Origin of the sequence: Marinobacter mobilis, from assembly GCF_900106945.1 — a bacterium.
Lineage (GTDB): Bacteria > Pseudomonadota > Gammaproteobacteria > Pseudomonadales > Oleiphilaceae > Marinobacter > Marinobacter mobilis.
Window position 1 is genome coordinate 1 of record NZ_FNNE01000011.1, and the last position, 23,148, is coordinate 23,148.

Genomic DNA, 23,148 nt, shown 5'->3' on the forward strand with positions numbered 1-23,148 from the left:
CCTCGAGCCTTCTTAAGAGCCGTTCAAGACCAGGACGTTGATAGGCTGGGTGTGTAAGCGCTGTGAGGCGTTGAGCTAACCAGTACTAATTGCTCGTGCGGCTTGACTATATAACACCCAAGACAATTGCGGATAACGACGAAATCGCTCATTTCTTTCTCATCCTTTCCCAGTGATCATCAGTTTTGCCTGACGACCATAGCGGTCTGGAACCACCTGATCCCATCCCGAACTCAGAAGTGAAACAGTCCTGCGCCGATGGTAGTGTGGCGTTGCCCATGTGAGAGTAGGTCATCGTCAGGCTCTTAATACGAAACCCCAGTACCGAATGGTACTGGGGTTTTTTTATGTCGAATTCGAACACCTGCCGAGCGCTACGTTGGCCCCATGACCAGTGCTGATCACCCTCATCTTCCATAGAATCCAACCGCTGTAATCAGTGATATACTCCCCGAGAAACGATACCGACAATTTCTGATGGAGTACGCCATGTCCGAGAAAGACAAACTGGTCATTTTCGATACCACGCTGAGGGACGGGGAACAAAGTCCCGGGGCGACCATGACCAAGGCGGAAAAACTGCGTATCGCCAAAGCCCTCGAAAAGCTGAAGGTCGATGTCATTGAGGCGGGTTTCGCGATCGCCAGTCAGGGTGATTTCGAGGCGGTGAAGTCCATTGCCGAGAGCATTAAGGAATCCACCATCTGCAGCCTGGCCCGTGCGCTTGATAAAGATATCGATAGGGCGGCTGAAGCGATCCGTCCTGCCGCTCGTGGCCGGATCCATACGTTTATTGCGACATCACCGATTCACATGAAGCACAAGCTCCAGATGGATCCGGATGACGTCGTCGCGCAGGCCGTAAAAGCGGTAACACGGGCGCGTGGTCACGTCGACGATGTCGAGTTCTCCTGCGAGGATGCCGGGCGTTCGGAGCTTGATTTCCTGTGCCGGATCATCGAAGCCGCCATTGATGCCGGTGCCCGCACAATCAACATTCCGGACACTGTGGGTTATGCAATCCCGGAACAGTTTGGCGAAACCATTCGGCAGCTCCTCAACCGGATTCCCAACGCAGACAAGGCAATCTTCTCCGTTCATTGCCACAATGACCTGGGCCTTGCGGTGGCAAACTCTCTGGCGGCGGTGAACGCCGGCGCCCGTCAGGTTGAGTGTACGATCAACGGTCTGGGTGAGCGTGCTGGTAATGCCTCACTGGAAGAAGTCGTCATGGCGGTACGTACACGCCAGGATCTCTTCAAGGTCGAGACGGGTATCGATACTCAGCATATCGTGCCAGCATCAAGACTGGTCTCTACCATTACCGGGTTCCCTGTTCAGCCGAATAAAGCCATTGTCGGTGCGAACGCTTTTGCCCACGAATCCGGGATTCATCAGGACGGTGTCCTCAAACACCGGGAAACCTACGAAATCATGCGGGCCCAGGACGTCGGTTGGCATACCAATAGCCTGGTGCTGGGAAAACACTCAGGTCGTAATGCGTTCCGTACCCGCTTACAGGAGCTGGGTATTCAGTTCGAGACAGAGTCTGAGCTGAATGAGGCGTTCACCCGCTTCAAGGCGCTGGCCGATCTCAAGCACGAAATCTTCGATGAAGATCTTCAGGCCATAGCCAGCGACACCCGGCAGAATGACGAAGATGGTCTGTATGAACTGGTCTGTATGCAGGTCTGTTCTGAAACCGGGGTTGTTCCCAGGGCCTCGCTGACCATGAAAGTTGAGAACAAGGAACACAAGGTTGAAGCCGAGGGCAGTGGTCCGGTTGATGCGACATTCAAGGCAATTGAGTCGTTAGTGGATTCCGGTTGCAACCTCCAGCTGTATTCGGTCAATAACATCACCAGCGGAACCGATGCCCAGGGCGAGGTCACTGTCCGGCTCGAGCGCGGCGGCCGTATCGTCAACGGTGTGGGTGCGGATACCGACATCATCATCGCGTCTGCAAAGGCTTATATCGAGGCACTTAACCTGATCAGTCGCGGTGGTACCCGTCAGCACCCCCAAGGCGCTGACGTCTGAGTATCTCCGGAGCGCGTGAGGTGGGTATAGAAAGGGGTGTTAATGGCTCCGCTTGATGAGGCCGCCAGGCAGTATTATCTCGGTCAGGCGGGAATCCAGCTCTGGTATGCGCGGGCACCCTTGCCCGGGGCAGCCCCGAGCCCGGACTTTGATTTTTCGGAGCCTGAGGCTGTCAGCATTCAGCCTGTTGCTGAAATGGCCCCTTCGGGAGAGCTCAAGGCCGCCGAACGCGCCGACCGTCTGGCTCGTATTCAGGGCCTTATGGCGGGAAAGGCTGAGGAGGCCACGGCACCAGCGCCTGTTATTTCAGAGCCAACGGCCGCCCCTAAGCTTGCCACGGATAAGGTATCGGCCGGGGAAGCCGCTGATGGATTGCTCCCGGACGCCGAGCCAGAATTCCCGGTGGCCGGAAACGGCCACCTGCAACCTCTCGAGGCCCACTGGGGCTTCTGGGTTGGGGCGCGGGTGATGCTGATCAGCGCGATCAGCGACGATGCCAGCTACCAGTTGCAGGAAGCCTTGGCGAGGAACATCCTCAAGGCGCTGAATCAGACCGACGTTCGAGGATTTCGGGTGCAGTGGCCGGTGTTCAATAATCCGCTGGTTCCCGGCAATGATCGCGACGGTTTCCGCCGGGTTGTCGGGGATCAGTGTCGGGAATACCCCGATCGCGAACTGGTGTTGCTCGGTGTGTTACCCGGGATCTCCGATGATGAGCGCGAGGGGCTGCTCAAAGCATTGCCCGGTAAGCGCTTCGTTGACTTTGAAACGTCGCTTGCCGGGTTGTCGACGGATCCCAATGCCAAGCGTTCCCTTTGGGAGCGTCTCAAACATTTCCCGGGGCTGGTCCGGTGAGAGCTGGTGATTACCAGCGTGTGGCAGAGGTCGGCCTGGTTGTGCGCCCGCTGACTGAGACTGACCTGGATGCTGTGATCGACATTGAGCGGCAGAGTTACTCCCACCCCTGGGCCAAGGGCGTGTTTCTCGACTGTTTTCACCCAAACTACCGGCTGTGGGCGTTGGAAGGCAGTGCCGGCCTGGTTGGCTATTCGATCGTTTCCTACCAGTTTGATGAAGCGCATTTGCTCAACATCTGTATTTCACCGGCAAGTCACCGGTGCGGGTTAGGTCGACGTCTGCTGCGGCATGTGGTTGCCAGCGCCGCCCATGACGGTATGGTCGCCGTCATTCTCGAAGTTCGTGCCAGCAATGAACAGGCCGCCCGGCTTTATCTGAGTGAAGGGTTTCAGGAGATCGGGCGGCGTCCCGGATATTATCCTGATGGCTCCGGGCGGGAAGATGCGCGGGTGATGTCTTTGTCGCTGGGCCAATCCTGAGTTCGCGTCGGGCATCCGGGCACTCTATAATACCGCGCTTTTAGCGCTCCAATTTTTCGCTACCGAATCAGGTCGTTGTCTTTTATGTCTACTCTTGCTCAGGAAGTTGCCAATCGCCGGACTTTTGCCATCATCTCTCACCCGGATGCCGGTAAAACCACGATCACTGAAAAAGTATTGCTGTTCGGTCAGGCACTTCAGAAAGCCGGTACCGTCAAAGGCAAGAAGTCGGGCCAGCATGCGAAGTCTGACTGGATGGAAATGGAAAAAGAGCGGGGCATTTCGGTAACCACGTCGGTCATGCAATTTCCCTATGGCGGGCGCTTGGTCAACCTCCTGGATACGCCGGGTCACGAAGACTTCTCCGAGGATACCTACCGTACTCTGACCGCCGTTGATTCGTGCCTGATGGTCATCGACAGCGCCAAAGGTGTTGAGGAGCGGACCATCAAGCTGATGGAAGTCACCCGCCTTCGGGATACACCGATCCTGACCTTTATGAACAAACTGGATCGTGACACCCGAGACCCGATCGAATTGATGGATGAGGTAGAAGACGTTCTCAGCATCGCCTGTGCGCCCATCACCTGGCCGATCGGTATGGGCAAAGGATTTAAGGGGGTTTATCACCTGCTGCGGGATGAAGTGGTTCTGTATCAGAGCGGGCAGGGGCATAAGATTCAGGAAAAGCGGATCATCGGTGGCATTGATAACCCGGAGCTGGACGAAGTGCTGGGCAGCCTTGCTGGTGATCTGCGCGATGAGATCGAACTGGTCAAAGGGGCCTCCCACGAGTTTGACCTGGAGGCCTTCCTGGCTGGCGAACTGACACCGGTTTTCTTCGGTACCGCACTGGGCAACTTTGGTGTGGATCATATGCTCGACGGACTGGTTGAGTGGGCTCCCACGCCACAACCGCGGGCGACCGATGTACGCACGGTCAGCCCAACGGATGAAGGGTTTTCTGGCTTTGTTTTCAAGATCCAGGCCAATATGGATCCTCAGCACCGGGACCGGATTGCGTTCCTTCGTATTGTCTCCGGTCAGTACGCCCAGGGCATGAAGGCGCGTCACGTGAGGATTGGAAAAGACGTACGTTTTGCGGATGCGCTGACCTTTATGGCGGGCGACCGTTCTCACGCTGAGCAGGCATTTGCTGGCGATATTATCGGGCTCCACAACCACGGTACGATTCAGTTGGGGGACACGTTTACAGCGGGTGAGAACATGAAGTTCACCGGTATCCCCAACTTCGCGCCGGAACTGTTCCGCCGTATCCGCCTAAAAGATCCTCTGAAGGCTAAACAATTGCAGAAAGGACTGGTGCAATTGTCTGAGGAGGGCGCGGTGCAGGTCTTCCGGCCGATGAAGAACAACGACCTGATTGTTGGTGCGGTCGGAGTGCTGCAGTTTGATGTCGTCGTTGCTCGCCTCAAGAGTGAATACAAAGTCGAGGCTGTGTATGAGCCGATCAACGTCGCGACAGCGCGCTGGGTGACGAGCAGCGATGCGAGGAAGCTCGACGAATTCAAGCGTAAGGCCAATGAGTTTGTGGCCTTGGATGGCGCTGATCAGCTCGCCTATATTGCCCCGACGATGGTAAACCTGCAGTTGGCAGAGGAGCGTTACCCTGATGTGACGTTCCATAAAACCCGGGAGCACTGATTCGCGAGGCTGAAATGGAGCTGGTCGATGCCCATTGCCACTTTGATTTTCCGGAGTTTGACGGGCAGCGCGCGTCGACTTTAGCGCAAATGACGCGACTCGGGGTAACCCGTCTGGTTATACCTGGCGTGCGGAAGGGGGATTGGTTTCGGGTGATCGAGACCGCGTCGATGTCAGACCGGTTAAGCTATTGCCTTGGCATACATCCCTGGTTTATTGGCGAACACGCAGACGGTGACCTGGATCTCTTGCGGCGATTGCTGGTCGGGGGCGGTAACCGCTGTGTCGCGCTCGGGGAGTGCGGGCTAGATCGCCTGCGCGGGGATCTGTCGCAACAGTTACCATGGTTTGAGCGGCAGGTTGGGCTGGCCGCCGAGCTGGAGTTGCCGCTGGTGATCCATTCGGTCCGCGCCCACGAAGAGGTCTGTGCTGTATTGCGCAGGGCCAAGCCAGAGGTTCCGATTCTGGTTCACGGCTTTTCCGGCAGTGCTGACCAGGCAAAGAAACTGGTCGCACTGGGGTGCCTGATCGGGGTGGGGGGGGTGATTACCCATGCGCGTGCCCGCAAAACCCGCGAAGCTATTGCCGGTTTGCCGTTGGACACGCTGGTGCTGGAAACAGACGCGCCAGACATGGCGCCGGAAGGGGTTGCGAAGGGCAAGAATTCCCCCCTGTATCTGCCTCGCATCTTTGAGGTACTGACGGCCTTGCGTCCGGAGCCTGTCGAGGAACTGGCGATGGCCTTGACCGAAAATACGCGGCGGCTGTTCGGGTGGGATAAGGGAATCTCGAAATAGGTCGGGGCAGGGTTGGCTTTAAAGGGCAGTTCGGATATACTTCGCGCCCTGGCTTTTCAAGGCGATGACATTATCTCAGCCCCGAATGATGTCTCTGCCAACTAAACTTTAGGTAAAAAGCTGTCCGCAGGCCTAATTCCCGAGGCTATTGGGCGGTTTTTAACGTTACTTTATAGCGTTCAAGGCGGAATCAATGAAGACTCTGAGTGCGAAACCAGAAACAGTAAAGCGTGACTGGTACGTTGTAGACGCAGCCGGCAAGACGCTGGGTCGTCTGTCAACCGAAATCGCCCGTCGTCTGCGGGGCAAGCATAAGCCTGAGTATACCCCCCACGTCGACACTGGTGATTACATCGTTGTTATCAACGCCAGTCAGGTGCGGGTAACTGGCCGTAAGCCATCTGATAAGATGTACTACAGTCACACCGGCTTTCCGGGTGGAATCAAATCCATCAGCTTCGAGAAGCTGGTCGACAAGGCGCCCGAGCAAATCATCCAGAAGTCAGTCAAAGGCATGTTGCCGAAAGGACCTCTGGGTCGCGCCATGTTCAAGAAGCTGAAAGTCTATGCCGGCGCTGAGCATCCTCATGCAGCCCAGCAGCCCAAAGAACTCGACATTTAACGGAAGGCGGATATGTCTGTAGCACAAAATTACGGTACTGGTCGCCGCAAGACATCCACGGCTCGGGTGTTTATCAAGCCGGGAAGCGGTAACATCTCCATCAATGGTCGTTCCATTGAGGAATTCTTTGGTCGTGAGACTCTGCGGATGATCGTTCGTCAGCCGCTGGTTATTGCTGAGTCCACAGATCGTTTCGACATCACTATCACCGTTAAAGGTGGTGGCATCAGTGGCCAGGCTGGCGCGATTCGCCACGGTCTGACCCGTGCACTGATGGATTACGACGAAACTCTGCGTCCGGCTCTGCGCAAAGCGGGTTATGTTACCCGTGACGCTCGTAAGGTTGAGCGTAAGAAAGTTGGTCTGCGTAAGGCCCGTAAGCGTCCACAGTACTCCAAGCGTTAATTTCGCTGGAGAAAGTGGCATCCAGAAAACCCGGCTTTGTGCCGGGTTTTTTGTTTGTGGACTTGCCTCAGGTCATGAATTGGTTCGGCAAAGCCTTGTGGCGGAAGCCTTTGCGACTTGTAAGGCCGGGGCAATTTCATTACCATTTGTGCGCTTATAATTTTGGGTCGTGAAGTCCTTTTCGATGCGCATCTGTCGGATTGACGGGCTGCGCCTCGCCTGATGGGAGAAAACCATAATGAGTAATGGCGACGTAAGCCAAGGCCGGCGCCGGTTTCTGATCGGTGCAACGTCGGTAGTGGGTGGTGTCGGCGCCGTCGGTGCGGCTGTTCCTTTCGTGGCATCCTGGAATCCCAGTGCCAAAGCGGAAGCAGCGGGGGCACCGGTCACCGTCAATGTCAGCAAACTGGAACCGGGTCAGCAGATCACCGTGGAATGGCGAGGCAAGCCGGTATGGCTGATTCGCCGTACTGAGGAAATGATTGCCAACCTGACAGACATGAATGAACGGGTCAAGGATCCGCAGTCTGAGGAAGCGTCACAGCAGCCTGAGTACATTCGGGGTGAAACCCGTTCCCTGAAGCCGGAACTGGCTGTGCTCGTGGGTATCTGTACCCACTTGGGGTGTGTGCCAAGCTATCGCCCGGAAGTGGCTCCGGAAGACCTGGGTGCGGACTGGCTGGGTGGCATGTTCTGCCCGTGTCACGGCTCCCGGTACGACATGGCTGGGCGGGTATTCAAGAGCCAGCCGGCTCCGCTGAACCTGGAAGTTCCCCCCTATCGTTACGATAACGACTCGACGGTTACCGTTGGGCTCGATCCGGAGGCCGCGTAATGCAAAAGCTGATTCAGTGGATTGACGCTCGTCTGCCTATCGTAGAAGCCTACGAAAAGCACATGAGCAAGTACTACGCGCCGAAGAACTTCAACATGTGGTACTTCTTTGGCTCGCTGGCGATGCTTGTGCTGGTGAACCAGCTGGTTACCGGTATCTGGCTGACCATGAGCTACAACCCGTCTGCGGAAGGCGCCTTTGCCTCCGTTGAGTACATCATGCGTGATGTGCAGTGGGGCTGGCTCCTGCGTTACCTGCATTCCACAGGTGCCTCGGCGTTCTTCGTTGTGGTCTACCTTCACATGTTCCGCGGCATCATGTACGGCTCGTACCAGAAGCCTCGCGAGCTGATCTGGATCTTCGGCATGCTGATCTACCTGGCGCTGATGGCTGAAGCCTTTATGGGCTACCTGCTGCCTTGGGGTCAGATGTCCTACTGGGGTGCTCAGGTTATTGTTAACCTGTTTGGTGCCATTCCGGTGATCGGTGACGACCTGTCTCTGTGGATTCGTGGCGATTACCTGATCTCCGGCATTACCCTGAACCGATTCTTTGCCCTGCACGTTATCGCGTTGCCGATCGTACTGCTGGGCCTGGTTGTACTTCACCTGCTGGCGTTGCACGAAGTGGGTTCCAACAACCCACAGGGTGTGGACATCAAAAAGGTCAAGGACGAGAACGGTATTCCGAAAGACGGCATTCCTTTCCATCCGTATTACACCGTTCACGACCTGCTGGGCGTTGGCGTGTTCTTGTTCATCTTCTGTATCGTGGTGTTCTACTTCCCGGAAATGGGCGGTTTGTTCCTCGAGAAGCCGAACTTTGAGCCAGCCAACAGCCTGAAGACGCCTGAGCATATTGCGCCGGTCTGGTACTTCACGCCGTTCTACGCGATGCTTCGTGCGGTTACAGTTGATCTGTTCGGCCTGCCAGCGAAGTTCTGGGGTGTTGTGGTCATGGGTGCTGCAATCGCGATTCTGTTTGTGCTGCCCTGGCTCGATCGTAGCCCGGTTAAGTCCATTCGTTACAAGGGCTGGCTGAGCAAGATTGCCCTGGCCATCCTCGTCGTCAGTTTCGTGATTCTCGGCTATCTGGGTGTTGTTCCGGCAACTCCGGAGCGTACTGTGGCGGCTCAGATCCTGACCACTCTGTACTTCCTGTACTTCATTTTGATGCCGTTCTATACGCGGATTGAGAAAACCAAGCCAGTACCAGAGAGGGTGACAGGATAATGAGAAAACTGATTGTTGGTCTGTTTATCGCATTCCTGCCCGCCCTTGGAATGGCTGCGGGAAGTAGCGTGCATCTGGATCCGATGGAGCCGGATCATACCAATCAAGCATCGCTGCAGCGTGGCGCTGCCTTGTTCACCAACTACTGCATGGGCTGCCACTCCGCGGAGTATGCCCGTTACAAGCGGGTGGCTGATGACATTGGTATTCCTGTGCCTCTGTATGAAGAGAACCTGATTTTCACCGGTGCCAAGATCGGTGAACTGATGCATATCTCGATGAACAAGGCGCAGGCTGCGACCTGGTTCGGTAACACGCCTCCAGACCTGACGCTTGAGTCTCGTCTGCGTGGTGAAAGCTGGATCTATTCCTACCTGCGTGGCTTCTACAAGGACGAGACCCGTCCGCTGGGCGTAAACAACGTGGTTTTCCCGAACGTTGGTATGCCTCACGTGCTGGTTGAGCTGCAAGGTCTGTGCGCGACTCCTCCGCACATTGGCCAGGAAGCCAACATTGATCCGCTGAGCGGCGACGTTCGTAACGGTGAGGCCTGTACCGAGTGGGCGCTGGAAGGTGAGCTGAGTTCCGCGGAATATGACAGCCTTGCCTACGACCTGACCAACTTCCTGTCCTACATGGGAGACCCGGTCAAGGTTGAGCGTGAGCGTCTGGGGATCTTTGTTCTTATCTTTATCGCTATCTTCTTCGTGTTTGCTTACCTGCTCAATCGCGAGTACTGGAAAGACGTACACTGAGAATTCGGGTATAATCCGAGCGCTTGAACTCCAGCGGGCTACAGAAGTGGCCCGCTGGATTTTTGCGTTTCAGGATCCATTCGGTTTGTTTAAACGTGAGGTAACTCTATGGGCGTTGTGACCAAGCGGTCATCAATGACATTCTTCTCTGACCCTGCTAGCCATTACAGCCACAGGGTGAGGATTGTCCTTGCAGAGAAAGGCGTTACGGTGGATATCGTCGATGTTGATCCAGACAATCCCCCGGAGGAGCTGGCTGACCTGAATCCGTACAATGCTCTGCCAACCCTGGTTGATCGTGATCTGGTTCTGTACGAGCCAAACATCATGATGGAGTACCTGGATGAGCGTTTCCCACATCCGCCGTTGTTGCCGGTATACCCGGTAGCTCGTGCCAATAGCCGGTTGATGATCCATCGCATCCAGAAAGACTGGTGTGCACTGGTTGATCAGATTCTGACTCAGCCGACCGGAAAGGCTGCCGATGCGGCTCGTAAAGAACTGCGTGAAAGCCTTCTGGCCACTGCGCCTCTGTTCGCTGAGATGCCGTATTTCCTCTCCGAGGAGTTCACCATTGTGGACTGCTGCATTGCTCCGATCCTCTGGCGCCTGCCGGCGCTGGGTATTGAGCTTGAGGACAAGCAGGCCAAGCCGGTATTGAAGTACATGGACAAGATCTTTGCCCGTGACAGCTTCAAGGCCAGCCTGTCTGATCTGGAAGAAGATATTCGCAACTGATTTCTGGCGGCTGCCGGATAGCGGGGGAATGCGTGGCTGAGAATAACGTCAGAATGATGTCCAGTCGTCCTTACCTGGTAAGGGCTTTCAACGAGTGGATTCTGGATAATGACTGCACTCCCTATATTGTGGTTGATGCGGGGGTGCAGGGTGTTCAGGTTCCCACTGAGCATGTTGCCAATGGCCAAATCGTGCTGAATATCAGCCCTTCTGCGGTCAAGGGACTGGTTGTCGGAAACTCTGCGCTTGAGTTCAGTGCGCGTTTTGGCGGTGTTCCGATGCAGGTGTTCATTCCCTTGCAGGCTGTGACCGCTATCTATGCTAAGGAAAATGGCGAGGGTATGGCGTTCGGCAGTGAGCCTGGAGCGCCGGACCCTGATGGCCCTGGTGACGACACCATCAACTCCGGGGGTGGGGGCGACAGGCCCAGTGGGCGGCCGACGCTCAAAGTTGTGAAATAAGAAAAAGCCAGCGTACGCTGGCTTTTTTTATGCGCCGAACAGCTTGTTATCGATAAGCGCGCAGAGGGCGTTGAGAATGACCAGCATGAGCGGGCTGGCTTCATTGGATGCCAGGTTGTGCAGGGTGATCTCGTGGTCCTCGGGATGGAGCAGGGACGTGATGTCGGTCTTCTCTTTGGCGCTTAGAACCACGATCCGCATTTCCCGGTCATGGGCGGCCTGAATGGCTTGGATCAGGTTGGCTTTGTGGCCATCGTCGACAAAGACCATGAGCAGGTCATGGGGCTTGCCGACGGCACGGACCTGGCGCGAGAAGGTATCGTTAAAGCGATTGTCGCGGCAAATAGCCGAGTACGTCGTGGCATCTGCGCCCAGGTTGATGGCCGGCAGGGCCGGGCGGTCCTGATCGAACCGGTTCAGCAGGGCCGTACAGAAATACTGGGCGAGAATGTTGGCGCTGCCGTTGGCGCAGGCGATGATCTTTCCATCTGCAAGGAGGGTTTCGACAACCGCATCCGCAGAGTTAATGATCGCCTCGCCGGTATCGCTGGCGGCGTGGGCAGTCTGCTCCATGTGGTTGGCAAACCATCCATTGATCAAGCTGTAAGCGTCGGTCATGTTGTGCCCTGAATAGCGTTTTTTATCCACTGAATGTCATATCTGGCCCAATTGCCTGGCGATATCGCAATGACATCGATCCTGGCGTCACAGTCCCACTTACCATGGCGGTGGAGGTAATACTCCGCGGCGCGCAGCAGGCGCCGCTGTTTGTGGTAGCCAATGGACTCGGCGGGTGCTGTCCTGGAGCCTTTGCCTCGAAAGCGAACCTCAAAAAATACGAGGGTGGCGCCGTCCTGCCCGATCAGATCTATCTCGCCGCCCCGGCTGAATACGTTCCGCGCAATAATTTTTACGCCGTGGCGGGATAGGTACCTGGCGGCGACCTGCTCCGCACGGTCGCCAATCACTTTTCTCTGATTCATGCCGTCCCTGGCTTGCTGAACATCCGGTCGCTCTGGCAGCCGGATGGAGATATCTCGCTCTATTGGGTGCCTGTACCGTCCGCGGGGGCTTCGGTGTCATGGGTGGGCGCGGTATCGTCCAGGCGCATGGGGACGCCATTCTGGAACTGCGCCCAGTGCTGCTCTCGCTGTACCTTGCCATCTGCGGTCATCGACAGGCGCCCCGTCTGGCCTTCCAGGCTGGCATTATCCACCTGATCCAGCAGTGCCAGGCGATTGCCAATCTGGTAGGCATCCGCACCCATGGCAAAGAGACGCCCCAGTTGGCCGCCGAATGCCCCGAATGCCTGCATGGATTCGTTCCTGAAAGGGTTGTCGTCACCAAGAATCCAGGGGATATCGGTGAAAAGAACGCCGTTCAGGTCGCGATCCCGGGAGAGCGCCGCATCGCCTTCATAGATCAGTGAGGGGGCATAGACCGGCAGATCGCCACCGAAGTAGAACGCAAACAGTGGCTTGAACTGGCGAGCGATGGTCGGCGGGGCGACCATGACGATGGCGTCGGCATCCTGGCGTCGACGGGGCTCGAATTCGACATTGAGGCCGATGGTTTGTTCTATGGTGATGGCCCGTTGTCTGGACGTATTGATGCCTAACAGATCGGCAGTCACTGTGCGCAGGTCTTCGGCATTCAGGAACCGGACGCTGTGGAGGATCTGCCCTCCCTGTTCGGCCAAGGCTGCATTGAGGGCCTGCTCAAAGCGATTGCCCCAGTCCCCATCCGGAAACAGGGCCAGCACCTGATCCTTTTGTTCCGCATGCAGGCGCGCAGCGATCTGGCGGGCTTCGTCTTCAGCGCCGAGGCCGAACTGATAGAAGCGGTCAGGTGCTGCGGCGGTTTCTGGCAAGTAGTTTAGCGCCAGAACCGGTACGGGTAAGGGCTGCTGTTGGCTAAGCTCGGTCAGGGAGTCTTTAATCAGCGGTCCGACGATAAGATCAGGGCTGGCGGCCAGGATCTTCTGATAGAGCTCGCCAAAGGGGGTGGCGTTGGTATCAAAGACCGTAATCTCGATCTCTGAGTCCTGACTGCTGTCGTCCTGGTAGAATGCCGACAGGAACCCGTCACGAATGGCTTCGCCCGCTTTTGCCAGCGGCCCGCTGAGGGGGAGGGCCAGGGCAATGTGCTCCGGTCGTTGCTGAGCCAGAGTGGTAATCAGCTGGAGTTCGCTGGGCAGTGTGGCGGCGGCGGGGTGGCTCGTCCAGTTATATTGCCATTCCCGGATTCTACGACCCTGGCTGTCGAGGGTGGTGCCGGGTTCGCGCATGATGGCCGCCAGTTCCAGCCAGCCCTGAGGAGTATAGCCTACGAGCCGTTGCGCCTCGCTGGCGAGCGTGGCGTCAGAGGTTTGCTTCAATGCCTGCCAGATCTTGTCTTGGGTACCCTGAATGTCACCGATAATGCCCGAATCCAGCATTACCATCCACGTCAGTGCGGCGTCCAGCGGGCGCCGGGCGAGCAGGTAAGTCGATGTCTGCAGTCCACCGGCTCGGGTGGTAAGGTCATCCTCATAATTCTGGTACTGGCTTGGGCTGAGAGTGTCTGTCAGCTGCTCGGCCCAGTTGCTGTCATTGAGTTCGACAGCGCTGGCCATGGCCAGCAGCAGATACTGGTCATTGAATTGGGGCAGCGGGTTGGTCAGGGCCGGGCTCAGCAGGATCTGGCGAGCGGCGGCATGATCGCCGGATTGCTGGAACCTGCCAGCGCTCCGCAGCAGGTAGCTTTGAGCGAGTGCCTGATCGCTTTCATCAGCGGCCAGGGTCACGGCTTCAGAGGCGGACAGCGGCGTGTGTGTTTCCAGGTTGATGGAGGCGCATCCCCCCAGCAGTGTTGCGGCCAGCAAGGCGGCAACCACCGGCGAATTCTGAAATGTTTTGGTCATGTCTCGCTCGTACAGCTCCGGGCGTTGGGCTTGTGGCGCCGTATAATCGGCGGCATCATGCTTGGGTGGTACGGTAAGCATTTTCTGGCCCGCAAGTTTACCAGCTCCCGGGGCATTTCACATGACGTTGCCGTCATTCACTTCATTTCTTGAGAGGTAAACTGTGGGTTCTGAATCCGGTAGTGGTGTGTTGTATATCGTGGCGACACCGATTGGCAATCTTGAGGACATTACCACCCGTGCCGAGAAGGTTCTGGCGAGCGTGGACTTTATCGCTGCCGAGGACACCCGCCACAGTGGTCGCCTGTTGCAGTCCCTGGTGATTCGCAAGCCGCTGGTTGCACTCCATGACCATAACGAGCGTGATCGGGCGGGCTCAGTGCTGGATCGGGTCGCCGCCGGGGAAACTATGGCGCTGATATCCGATGCCGGTACGCCGTTGATCTCTGATCCCGGCTATGTGCTGGTTCGTCAGGCCAGAGAGCGCGGTATCAGGGTTGTTCCGGTACCGGGGGCGAGTGCGCTGACGGCGGCGCTGAGTGTGGCCGGCTTGCCGACGGATCGCTTTACTTTTATCGGCTTCCTGCCTGCGAAGCGGAGTGGTCGCCAGTCGGCGCTGTCGTCTCTGGAGCAGGAGTCTGCGACCCTGGTGTTTTATGAATCCCCTCACCGAATCATTGATATGGTGCAGGACGTGGTGGCGGTTTTGGGCGCTGAGCGTGAGATGGCTATCACCCGGGAGCTGACCAAGACTTTTGAGTCGTTTTATGGCGGCACGGCGCAGCAGGTATTGGAGCAGCTCGAGAGTGACGCCAATGCCACCAAGGGTGAGTTTGTGGTCATGGTTCAGGGGGCCGTGCCTCGCGCCGAGGCGTTGCCCGGGATTGATGTCGACAAGCTGCTGGCACTGCTGTGTGCAGAGCTTCCGGTCAAGAAGGCTGCCCGCATTGGCGCTGAGTTGACCGGGTTCTCCCGAAATGAGCTGTATCAGCGCGCGCTGGCTCTGAAAGGGGAGTGAGCTGCAGCGATTTAGGCTTGCGTCGGCGGGGGTGGGCGAGTATTGTCTCGCCTGAGCTCGCCAGACAGTCGCCGCCAGCATGCTGGGGGAGGAAAGTCCGGGCTCCACAGGGCAAGGTGCCAGGTAACGCCTGGGCGGCGCGAGTCGACGGAAAGTGCAACAGAAAGTATACCGCCTAAGTGCCTTCGGGCGCCGGTAAGGTTGAAATGGTGCGGTAAGAGCGCACCGCGTGACTGGCAACAGTTCACGGCGATGGTAAACCCCACCTGGAGCAAGACCAAATAGGAGTCCTATGGCGTGGCCCGCGCTGGACTCGGGTAGGTTGCTTGAGGCCTGTGGTGACGCAGGCCCTAGATGAATGACTGTCCACGACAGAACCCGGCTTATCGGCGAGCTCTCTTTTCTTTTTCTCCTCAGATGTGATTTCGATTGCGACAGATCACCCTTCTGATATAGCCAAATATTCTTAAACCTCACTTGTCATCTTCACTTTTTGGTGCAGGTGTTTGATTTGGTTGTTTTTCTTCTTTGTAATCTCCCCCCGCTCCTGCGAGATCTTCTGTAACTCACTGTCATTAAAGAAACTTTTGTAGGTACGTCGTCCCCGGCGGCGCTTGCATTGTGTTTTGCGTGTTTCTATAGTGTGCGAAAGTGGGTAAAAGTGGTTAGTAGTGGTTTTTTGTGGTGCCAGGAGGCACTGAGGTGGGAGATTGGGGCGTGCCTCTTTCTTTTTCCGGTTACCGCTGGCCCTGATTACCCGCACAACCAAAGCCGATGATTCAAGTTGAAATCGGATAAGAGCCTGATAAATGAGCAATTTTCTTGGCAGTCATGCCATCAACATGGATGCGAAGGGTCGCCTGGCGATCCCCGCCAAGGTGCGTGAAGAACTCGCGCAGCTTTGTGGCGGCCGCATTGTGTTGACCGCCAGTGCGGGGGAAGAGCGCTGTTTGCTGATTTATCCGGAATCCCAATGGGAGTCCGTGGAGGCTCAGATCAATGCCTTGCCGACGATGAAAAAGTCCGTGCGCCGGTTGCAAAGAATCATGCTCGGATATGCCACGCCCCTGGAGCTGGATGGTGCCGGGCGCGTGCTCGTTCCGCCCACGCTGAGAAGTTTTGCCAATCTGGAGAAGAAGCTGATGCTCGTTGGCCAGGGTAAAAAGCTGGAACTGTGGAGCGAAGAGCAGTGGTTCGAATGGCTGGATGATTCCGCCGATGATGATGAAATGCCACCGGAAATGGAGGCATTGTCGCTATGACCGCCCGGCGCAGGAAGGAGGCGGATGGCCAGAAGCTACATCAATCCGTGCTCCTTGAAGCGGCGGTCGATCTTCTTGTCAACATTCCGGACGGCAACTACGTCGACTGCACCTTTGGGCGCGGCGGGCACAGTCGTCTGGTGCTTGGCCGACTGGGTGAGCATGGGCATCTGTTGGGTATCGATAAGGACCCGGAAGCCATTGCGTTTGCCAATGATCTTGCGGCCGAAGACCCGCGTTTCTCTGTATTTCATGGTTCCTTTGCCCAGCTGGCCGAAGCTGCCGATCAGCAGGGCTGGCCAATGCTGGATGGTGTGTTGATGGACCTCGGGGTTTCGTCGCCGCAACTGGATGATGCTGCCCGTGGGTTCAGTTTCATGCGTCAGGGTCCGCTGGACATGCGGATGAATCCGGAACAGGGCATGAGCGCGGCTCAGTGGCTCGCGACCGCCGAAGAGCAGGAGATCGCTGACGTCATCTGGCGCTACGGCGAGGAGCGCTTTTCCCGTCGTATTGCCCGCGCAGTCATCAGTCGTCGGGTGGAGGAGCCGCTGGAGACAACCCGTGATCTGGCGGAGTTGGTCAGTTCCGCTGTTCCAAGGAAAGAAAAGCACAAACACCCGGCCACACGGACTTTTCAGGCTATTCGCATCTTTATCAATCGCGAGCTGGACGATCTGGAAACCGGGCTGGCGGCTGCCGCTGAGCGTCTTGCGCCGGGCGGCCGTTTGGTGGTGATCAGTTTTCATTCGCTGGAAGACCGCATGGTGAAGCGTTTTATGCGGGATCTCGCCCGTGGTCCTCAGCTGCCCCGCGGGTTACCGGTGACTGCGAGTGACGCAGAGTCCGACTTTCGCCTCGTCGGTAAGGCCCTGAAGGCGGATATCACAGAAGTCAGTGACAATGTCCGGGCTCGCAGCGCAGTGATGAGGGTTCTGGAAAGACGGGATAAACAGACAGGGGAAGGAGCGTAAAATGGGAGCCGTAACCATCGAGCGTCCCACCCGGACGTCGAAATTAACAACCGAGACTGTTCGGGCTGGCTTCAATAACGCCTACCGCCTGTCCCGCCGGATTTTCGCGGCCCTGGGTCAGCAGGATGTGCTGGTGACAATGGGCTTGGTGGCCGTATTGGTTGCGTCAGCTATTGGCGTGGTCGCCAGTGTGCATACCAACCGTGGGCTGTTTAATGAGTTGTCCCAGTTGCAGGGTGAGCGTGACGGCTACCACCGTGAGTGGAGCCAGTTGCTGCTCGAACAGAGTGCATTGAGTGCCCATGGCCGGATTGAACGGCTGGCATCCGACCAGTTAGGTCTGGTGGTGCCGGGCAAACAGGACATTGTGCTGGTTCAGTTGCCAGCGCAGGGTTCTCGCTAGTCAAACAGGGGAAAGAGCAGTGTCCCAACAACAGCATACATGGCGGCACAGGTTGGCTGCCGGGCTTGAAGCCTGGCGGTTCGGCTTTGTGCTGGCGGTGTTTCTTGCTGTGGCTGGGGTGCTGGCGTGGCGCCTTGTTGGGTTGCACGTTGTTGATCAGGAATTTCTACGCCGTCAGGGCGACGTGCGGACCATTCGGGTTGAGGCGGTGGATGCCCACCGGGGCATGATTACTGATCGCTATGGCGAACCCCTGGCGGTCAGTACGCCGGTTCAGACCATTTGGGCCAACCCCAGTGAAATGGACCCGGATGACCCTCGTCTGGCCAATGCCGCGCGGCTGCTGGAGCTTAACGAGGCCGAGCTGCGCCAGCGTATTCGGGAATATGCTTCACGCCGGTTCATTTACGTCCAGCGGAAGATGCAGCCGAGTGTTGCGCGTCAGGTGATGGACTTGCGCATTCCGGGGCTGTACAGCCGCCGTGAATACCAGCGCTTCTATCCGGCAGGGGAAGTCACGGCCCATGTGGTTGGCTTCACCAATATTGATGAGCATGGCCAGGAAGGTATGGAGTTGTCCTACGACGACTGGCTGGAAGGTGTGCCGGGGGCCAAGCGGGTACTGCGGGATAACCGGGGGCGAACAATCAGTGACTTGTCTCTGATCCGTGATGCCAGCCCGGGACGTGACCTGGAACTGAGTATCGACCTTCGGCTGCAGTATCTGGCCTACCGGGAGCTTAAGGCGGTGGTGACCGCCCATAACGCCAAGGGCGGAACGCTGGTGATGTTGGATGTGAGCACCGGCGAGGTGCTTGCCATGGTCAACCAGCAATCTTACAACCCCAATGATCGCAGTCAGCTCAGTCCGGACAGATTACGGAACAAGGCGATAACCGACCTGTTCGAGCCGGGGTCGCCGATGAAACCGATAGCCATGGCTGCGGCCCTGGAATCGGGACAGTACAGCGTCTCCAGTACCATCGACACATCGCCGGGTTTCCGGCGATTTGGTCGTTTTACGATCCGTGATTCCAGGAATTATGGCGTTATTGATATGACGACCATCATCGCAAAATCTAGCAACGTTGGTATCAGTCGTATTGCCAATGATCTGGGTGGGGATGTGATTCGTGATCTGTACTACCGCCTGGGGCTGGGGCAGGCCACCGGCATCGGGTTCCCGGGTGAGGCGGTGGGTGTATTGCCGGCGCCGCCCCGCTGGCGTCCGGTTGAAGAGGCCACACTGTCTTATGGCTATGGTCTCAGTGTGAATGCATTGCAGTTGGCGCAGGCCTATATGGTGCTGGCGAATGGTGGTGTGAGGTACCCACTGAGTCTGCTGAAACTGGATCAGTCGCCGGCTGGCGACCGGGTTCTGTCAGAGCATGTGACGGAGCAGATCCGGGGTATGCTCCAGACGGTGGTAGAGCACGGAACCGGCCGCAGGGCGCAGCCGGTGTTGTATTCCGCCGGTGGTAAGACTGGCACCGTACATCTGGTTGGCCAGGGTGGCTACGAAGACAGTGAATACAAGGCGATTTTTGCCGGAATGGCACCGATTGATAATCCAAGAATCGTAACGGTAGTGGCGGTAGACGCGCCGCAGGCGGGAGAGTATTACGGTGGTGAAGTGGCGGCCCCGGTGTTTGCCCGAGTCATGAGCGACGCGTTACGGCTGCTGAACGTCAAGCCGGAGCTGGAGCTGGGTGAGGCTGTGTCCGAACCCGCTGCCGCTGGAGAGAGGGGGTAATCCTATGTGCATTGCATCCCTGAGTACGTTGTTGCACGGAATCGTTGAGGTGCCATCGGTCTTCGATGTCACCATCCATGGACTGGCGACCGATAGCCGGACAGTGACCAAGGGTGATGCGTTCGTTGCCCTGGCGGGTGAGCGAACGCCCGCCGAACAGTATGTAGATCAGGCGATTGCGGCTGGCGCCTCGGTCGTACTGCTGGATGTTGATGCACCGGCCAGCTGTCGTGAGCATCATGGTGCGCTGCTGGTTCCGGTGCCGTCGCTACGGGCCCGTCTGGGGCTGCTCGCGGATCGTTTTTATGAGCACCCTTCTCAGCGTCTGCGCCTGATCGGGGTGACCGGTACCAATGGCAAGACGTCAGTCAGTCAGTACATCGCCCAGTTGCTGAATGAGACAGGCACGCCGTGCGGGGTAATCGGAACCCTGGGCTATGGCATGCCAGGATGTTTACAGACGGCTACCCACACGACGCCGGATGTGGTCAAGGTCAATCGCACATTGGGGCAGATCCTGAAGCAAGAGGGGCGGGCGGCAGCCATGGAGGTGTCATCTCACGCTCTCGATCAGGGGCGTATCGACAACCTCACCATGACCGGTGCGGTCTATACCAACCTGACCCGTGATCATCTGGATTATCACGGCACCATGGAAGCTTATGGCAGTGCCAAGGCCCGGTTGTTCACCCGGGAAGAGCTGCATTTTGCGGTGATTAATTTCGACGACCCGTTCGGACGCCAGCTATACAAACAGCTGGATGGCGTCTGTGACCGGGTGCGTTACAGCCTTCACGAGTCCCAGACGGAACTCTGGTTGACACGGTTCCAGCCGACGTCCTGCGGCATGGATATTTCCGTCGATGGCGCTTGGGGCAGCTTTGATGTGTCAGCCCCCCTGATGGGCAGCTTCAATGCCAGCAACCTGCTGGCGGCGATGGGCGCGGTGTTGAGTCTGGGTGTTCCGGTTTCCCGGGTGGTCGCTGCGGCAGCTCGTCTGACGCCCCCGCCAGGACGGTTGGAGTCGTTTACCGGGGCCAATGGGGTTCAGGTGGTGGTGGATTATGCCCATACACCGGACGCGCTTTCCAATGCACTTGCAGCCTTGCGGGCTCATGTTCGTGGTCGGCTGATCTGTGTGTTTGGTTGTGGCGGTGACCGGGATGCCGGCAAGCGTCCGGAAATGGCCGGAGAAGCGGAATCTGGTGCTGACCAGGTGATTGTGACGGATGACAATCCTCGGAGTGAATCGCCTCAGAGCATTGCCGCCGACATCATGCAGGGGTTCATCGAACCAGAGCGGGTTTTGGTGATTCACGACCGCGCCGAGGCGATTCGTACTGCCGTATCCGGTGCCAAGGCTGGCGATGTGGTGCTGATTGCCGGGAAGGGCCATGAAAGCTGGCAGGAAATGGCCGGCCAGCGCTTGCCATTCAGTGATGTTGAACAGGTGCGTCATGCACTTGAACTCAACGGAGGAGTCGCGTGATCGGGGTTTTCTCTCTGGCTGAAGCTGCCCAGGTCATGGGGGCGGAGGCTTTCGACCTGAACGGAACCTTTAGCGGGGTTTCAACGGACTCCCGGAGTCTCGAGCGCGGCGACCTGTTTGTGGCGCTCAGGGGAGAGCATTTTGACGGTCACCGGTTCCTGGCCCAGGCCCGTGATGCCGGCGCCCTCGCGGCGGTGGTTGATGCTGTTGATGAACAGGTCGAGCTGCCGCAGCTGAAAGTTAACGACACCCTTGCGGGACTGTCTGCGTTGGCAGCGGCCAACCGGGATCGCAGTCAGGCGGCATTTGTTGCCGTCACCGGGAGTTCCGGGAAGACCACCGTCAAGGAAATGCTGGCGGCCATTCTGGTCAAGAGGGCGTCAACCCTGGCCACCCGGGGTAACCTGAATAATCACATCGGGGTGCCGCTGACCTTGCTGAGTATTGCCGACGAGCATCGCTACGCGGTGGTCGAACATGGCGCCAGTGGGGTGGGTGAAATTGCCCAGACTGTGGCCCTGACAAGGCCTGACGTAGCCATCATTACCAACGCTGCCGAGGCTCACCTCGAAGGTTTTGGCAGCTACGACAACATTGTGCTCGCCAAGGGCGAGCTCATCGACGGCGTCGCGGCCAATGGCGCGGTGGTCCTTAATCGGGACGATCCGGCCTTTCCGGTCTGGCGCAAGCGTGCAGGCGAGCGGCAGGTCATTTCGGTCAGTGCCCGCGCCGACAGTGGTGCGACCTATCGATTGCAGTCGCTGGAACCCTCTGGCAATGGTCTGAGGCTTGAGGTGGCTGGGCCGGACGGTTGGACCGGAACATTTGAGTTGCCCCTGCCGGGTGAACACAACGCATTGAATGCCATGCTGGCGCTGGCGGCGACCCGGGTATTGGGGATTGCAGATAGCGAGATTGCCCAGGGGCTACAGGGCATGAGCCCGGTAAAGGGGCGGCTCAGCCAGATGGATATTGGCAATGGGATCACCCTGATTGACGACAGTTACAACGCCAACCCGTCGTCCATAAAGGCCGCGCTGAAAGTTCTGGCCGGATTTCCCGGCACCAGGATTGCGGTGCTGGGGGCGATGGCTGAACTCGGAGAAGCCTCCGAACGGCTGCACCGTGACGTGGGCGAAGTTGCTGCGGCACTGGGAATCGAAAAACTGGTGGTGGTCGGTGAAGGCTGTGAAGGCTATCTCGCCGGTTTTGGTGTTGGCGGGGAAGCCTGTGCAGATCACGCTGCCGCCGTAAGCTATGTGATGCAACAAAAAAGTGGCCCGATCACGGTGCTGGTCAAAGGGTCTCGTAGTTCCGCCATGGAGCGCGTGGCGGAGGGACTAAAAGAAAAGGTGAATGATTCATGCTGCTCTGGCTGACAGAGATTCTCTCACAATATTTTTCCTCGCTGACGGTCTTTCAGTATCTGACCCTGCGTGGGATTTTCGGCGTTCTCACAGCATTGGTGATTTCACTGCTGATCGGGCCGGTGATGATCCGTAAGCTCAGCCAATACCAGATTGGCCAGGCCGTGCGGGACGACGGTCCCCAGACCCATCTCAGCAAAGCAGGTACGCCGACAATGGGCGGGGCGCTTATTCTGGTGGCAATCGGCGTGAGCACGCTGTTGTGGGCGGATCTGAGTAATCGCTACGTCTGGATCACTTTGCTGGTGACGCTGTTGTTTGGCGCGATCGGCTGGGTGGACGATTATCGCAAGGTGGTGGAGCGTAATCCGCGCGGCCTGCCGGCACGCTGGAAGTACTTCTGGCAGTCGGTGATTGGTGCGGGGGCGGCTATTGCTCTTTACTACAGTGCATCACTGCCTCAGGAAACGTCGCTTTACGTTCCCTTCTTCAAGGATGTCACCCTGACCCTGGGGCCGGTGTTGTTCGTACTGCTGACCTACTTCGTGATTGTTGGCAGCAGCAACGCAGTCAACCTGACGGACGGGCTTGATGGTCTGGCGATCATGCCCACCGTCATGGTGGCTGGTGCGCTGGCCATTTTCGCTTACCTCTCTGGTCACGTTCAGTTCGCCAATTACCTGCTGATTCCGCACCTGCCCGGGACCGGTGAACTGATTGTCTTCTGCGGCGCCATCGTCGGAGCCGGGCTGGGGTTTCTCTGGTTTAACACCTATCCGGCTCAGGTATTCATGGGCGATGTCGGTGCGCTGGCACTGGGCGCGGCCCTTGGTGTGGTGGCGGTCATTGTGCGCCAGGAAATTGTACTGTTCATCATGGGAGGGGTGTTCGTCATGGAAACCATCTCGGTCATCCTTCAGGTCGGGTCTTTTCGCCTGACAGGTCGCAGGATCTTCCGAATGGCGCCATTGCATCACCATTTTGAGCTCAAAGGCTGGCCGGAGCCCCGGGTTATTGTCCGGTTCTGGGTTATTACCGTGGTGCTGGTGCTTATTGGCATCGCCACCCTGAAAATTCGTTAAGTACAACAGGA

Annotated in this window: 23 protein-coding genes, 2 rRNA genes and 1 other RNA gene; 23 read left to right on the forward strand and 3 right to left on the reverse strand. The window is 57.6% G+C overall.

The window, feature by feature from the left end:
* The 14 genes from BLV11_RS15915 to BLV11_RS15980 form a co-directional block, all read left to right on the forward strand.
* Window positions 1–110, forward strand: a 23S ribosomal RNA gene (locus tag BLV11_RS15915); the annotation flags it as partial.
* A 78-nt stretch (window positions 111–188) separates the two neighbouring features.
* Window positions 189–303 (forward strand): 5S ribosomal RNA (gene rrf / locus BLV11_RS15920).
* A 186-nt stretch (window positions 304–489) separates the two neighbouring features.
* Complete coding sequence (locus tag BLV11_RS15925) at window positions 490–2,040, forward strand: 2-isopropylmalate synthase (RefSeq protein ID WP_091816601.1); 1,551 nt, start codon at window positions 490–492, stop codon at window positions 2,038–2,040.
* A gap of 42 nt (window positions 2,041–2,082) precedes the next feature.
* Window positions 2,083–2,895, forward strand: a complete 813-nt coding sequence (locus BLV11_RS15930) for a hypothetical protein (protein ID WP_091816604.1) — start codon at window positions 2,083–2,085, stop codon at window positions 2,893–2,895.
* Complete coding sequence (rimI, locus tag BLV11_RS15935; RefSeq protein WP_245726054.1) at window positions 2,892–3,377, forward strand: ribosomal protein S18-alanine N-acetyltransferase; 486 nt, start codon at window positions 2,892–2,894, stop codon at window positions 3,375–3,377. Before BLV11_RS15930 ends, rimI begins: the two co-directional genes overlap by 4 nt.
* Window positions 3,378–3,461: 84 nt before the next feature.
* Window positions 3,462–5,042: a peptide chain release factor 3 gene (prfC, locus tag BLV11_RS15940; protein ID WP_091816607.1), complete on the forward strand. Its 1,581-nt coding sequence runs from the start codon at window positions 3,462–3,464 to the stop codon at window positions 5,040–5,042.
* A 14-nt stretch (window positions 5,043–5,056) separates the two neighbouring features.
* Window positions 5,057–5,839 (forward strand): TatD family hydrolase, encoded by a 783-nt coding sequence (locus BLV11_RS15945; protein WP_091816610.1) that lies wholly within the window; start codon window positions 5,057–5,059, stop codon window positions 5,837–5,839.
* A 193-nt stretch (window positions 5,840–6,032) separates the two neighbouring features.
* Window positions 6,033–6,461, forward strand: coding sequence for a 50S ribosomal protein L13 (gene rplM, locus BLV11_RS15950; protein WP_091816614.1), 429 nt, complete (start codon window positions 6,033–6,035; stop codon window positions 6,459–6,461).
* Between the two features lie 12 nt (window positions 6,462–6,473).
* A complete protein-coding gene (gene rpsI, locus BLV11_RS15955) occupies window positions 6,474–6,866 on the forward strand; it encodes a 30S ribosomal protein S9 (protein WP_091816617.1) in 393 nt (130 codons plus the stop codon).
* 238 nt (window positions 6,867–7,104) lie between these two features.
* The gene (gene petA / locus BLV11_RS15960) at window positions 7,105–7,701 is read left to right on the forward strand and encodes a ubiquinol-cytochrome c reductase iron-sulfur subunit (protein WP_091816620.1); all 597 of its coding nucleotides are present in this window, start codon (window positions 7,105–7,107) and stop codon (window positions 7,699–7,701) included.
* Complete coding sequence (locus tag BLV11_RS15965; RefSeq protein ID WP_091816624.1) at window positions 7,701–8,933, forward strand: cytochrome b; 1,233 nt, start codon at window positions 7,701–7,703, stop codon at window positions 8,931–8,933. The genes petA and BLV11_RS15965 overlap by 1 nt, the downstream gene beginning before the upstream one ends.
* Entirely contained in the window at window positions 8,933–9,688 is a 756-nt protein-coding gene (locus tag BLV11_RS15970; RefSeq protein WP_091816628.1) for a cytochrome c1, read from the forward strand. Before BLV11_RS15965 ends, BLV11_RS15970 begins: the two co-directional genes overlap by 1 nt.
* Window positions 9,689–9,796: 108 nt before the next feature.
* Window positions 9,797–10,426: a stringent starvation protein SspA gene (sspA, locus tag BLV11_RS15975; RefSeq protein ID WP_091816631.1), complete on the forward strand. Its 630-nt coding sequence runs from the start codon at window positions 9,797–9,799 to the stop codon at window positions 10,424–10,426.
* 53 nt (window positions 10,427–10,479) lie between these two features.
* Entirely contained in the window at window positions 10,480–10,887 is a 408-nt protein-coding gene (locus BLV11_RS15980; protein ID WP_091816635.1) for a ClpXP protease specificity-enhancing factor, read from the forward strand.
* Window positions 10,888–10,914: 27 nt separating this feature from the next.
* On the opposite strand, the gene BLV11_RS15985 is transcribed toward BLV11_RS15980, so the two are convergent.
* From BLV11_RS15985 to BLV11_RS15995, 3 genes are read right to left on the reverse strand one after another with little or no spacing between them, the layout of a single operon-like run.
* A complete protein-coding gene (locus tag BLV11_RS15985; RefSeq protein WP_091816638.1) occupies window positions 10,915–11,505 on the reverse strand; it encodes a D-sedoheptulose-7-phosphate isomerase in 591 nt (196 codons plus the stop codon).
* Complete coding sequence (locus BLV11_RS15990) at window positions 11,502–11,870, reverse strand: YraN family protein (RefSeq protein WP_091816640.1); 369 nt, start codon at window positions 11,868–11,870, stop codon at window positions 11,502–11,504. Before BLV11_RS15990 ends, BLV11_RS15985 begins: the two co-directional genes overlap by 4 nt.
* A 59-nt stretch (window positions 11,871–11,929) precedes the next feature.
* Window positions 11,930–13,789, reverse strand: coding sequence for a penicillin-binding protein activator (locus tag BLV11_RS15995; protein ID WP_091817023.1), 1,860 nt, complete (start codon window positions 13,787–13,789; stop codon window positions 11,930–11,932).
* 163 nt (window positions 13,790–13,952) lie between these two features.
* Between BLV11_RS15995 and rsmI the strand changes: the two genes are divergently transcribed.
* The 9 genes from rsmI (at window position 13,953) to mraY (ending at window position 23,137) form a co-directional block, all read left to right on the forward strand.
* A complete protein-coding gene (gene rsmI, locus BLV11_RS16000) occupies window positions 13,953–14,807 on the forward strand; it encodes a 16S rRNA (cytidine(1402)-2'-O)-methyltransferase (RefSeq protein WP_091816643.1) in 855 nt (284 codons plus the stop codon).
* 52 nt (window positions 14,808–14,859) lie between these two features.
* An RNA gene (gene rnpB / locus BLV11_RS16005) (RNase P RNA component class A) lies at window positions 14,860–15,209 on the forward strand.
* 407 nt (window positions 15,210–15,616) lie between these two features.
* The gene (mraZ, locus tag BLV11_RS16010) at window positions 15,617–16,069 is read left to right on the forward strand and encodes a division/cell wall cluster transcriptional repressor MraZ (protein WP_091816647.1); all 453 of its coding nucleotides are present in this window, start codon (window positions 15,617–15,619) and stop codon (window positions 16,067–16,069) included.
* Window positions 16,066–17,043, forward strand: a complete 978-nt coding sequence (gene rsmH / locus BLV11_RS16015; RefSeq protein WP_091816649.1) for a 16S rRNA (cytosine(1402)-N(4))-methyltransferase RsmH — start codon at window positions 16,066–16,068, stop codon at window positions 17,041–17,043. The genes mraZ and rsmH overlap by 4 nt, the downstream gene beginning before the upstream one ends.
* A 1-nt stretch (window position 17,044) precedes the next feature.
* Window positions 17,045–17,446: a cell division protein FtsL gene (ftsL, locus tag BLV11_RS16020; protein WP_091816651.1), complete on the forward strand. Its 402-nt coding sequence runs from the start codon at window positions 17,045–17,047 to the stop codon at window positions 17,444–17,446.
* Window positions 17,447–17,465: 19 nt separating this feature from the next.
* Window positions 17,466–19,199, forward strand: a complete 1,734-nt coding sequence (locus tag BLV11_RS16025; RefSeq protein ID WP_091816654.1) for a peptidoglycan D,D-transpeptidase FtsI family protein — start codon at window positions 17,466–17,468, stop codon at window positions 19,197–19,199.
* Window positions 19,200–19,203: 4 nt separating this feature from the next.
* On the forward strand, window positions 19,204–20,688 hold the full coding sequence (locus BLV11_RS16030; RefSeq protein ID WP_091816657.1) for a UDP-N-acetylmuramoyl-L-alanyl-D-glutamate--2,6-diaminopimelate ligase: 1,485 nt from the start codon (window positions 19,204–19,206) through the stop codon (window positions 20,686–20,688).
* Window positions 20,685–22,067 (forward strand): UDP-N-acetylmuramoyl-tripeptide--D-alanyl-D-alanine ligase, encoded by a 1,383-nt coding sequence (locus BLV11_RS16035; protein WP_091816660.1) that lies wholly within the window; start codon window positions 20,685–20,687, stop codon window positions 22,065–22,067. The genes BLV11_RS16030 and BLV11_RS16035 overlap by 4 nt, the downstream gene beginning before the upstream one ends.
* Window positions 22,052–23,137 (forward strand): phospho-N-acetylmuramoyl-pentapeptide-transferase, encoded by a 1,086-nt coding sequence (mraY, locus tag BLV11_RS16040; protein WP_091816663.1) that lies wholly within the window; start codon window positions 22,052–22,054, stop codon window positions 23,135–23,137. Before BLV11_RS16035 ends, mraY begins: the two co-directional genes overlap by 16 nt.
* Window positions 23,138–23,148 lie beyond the last annotated feature (11 nt).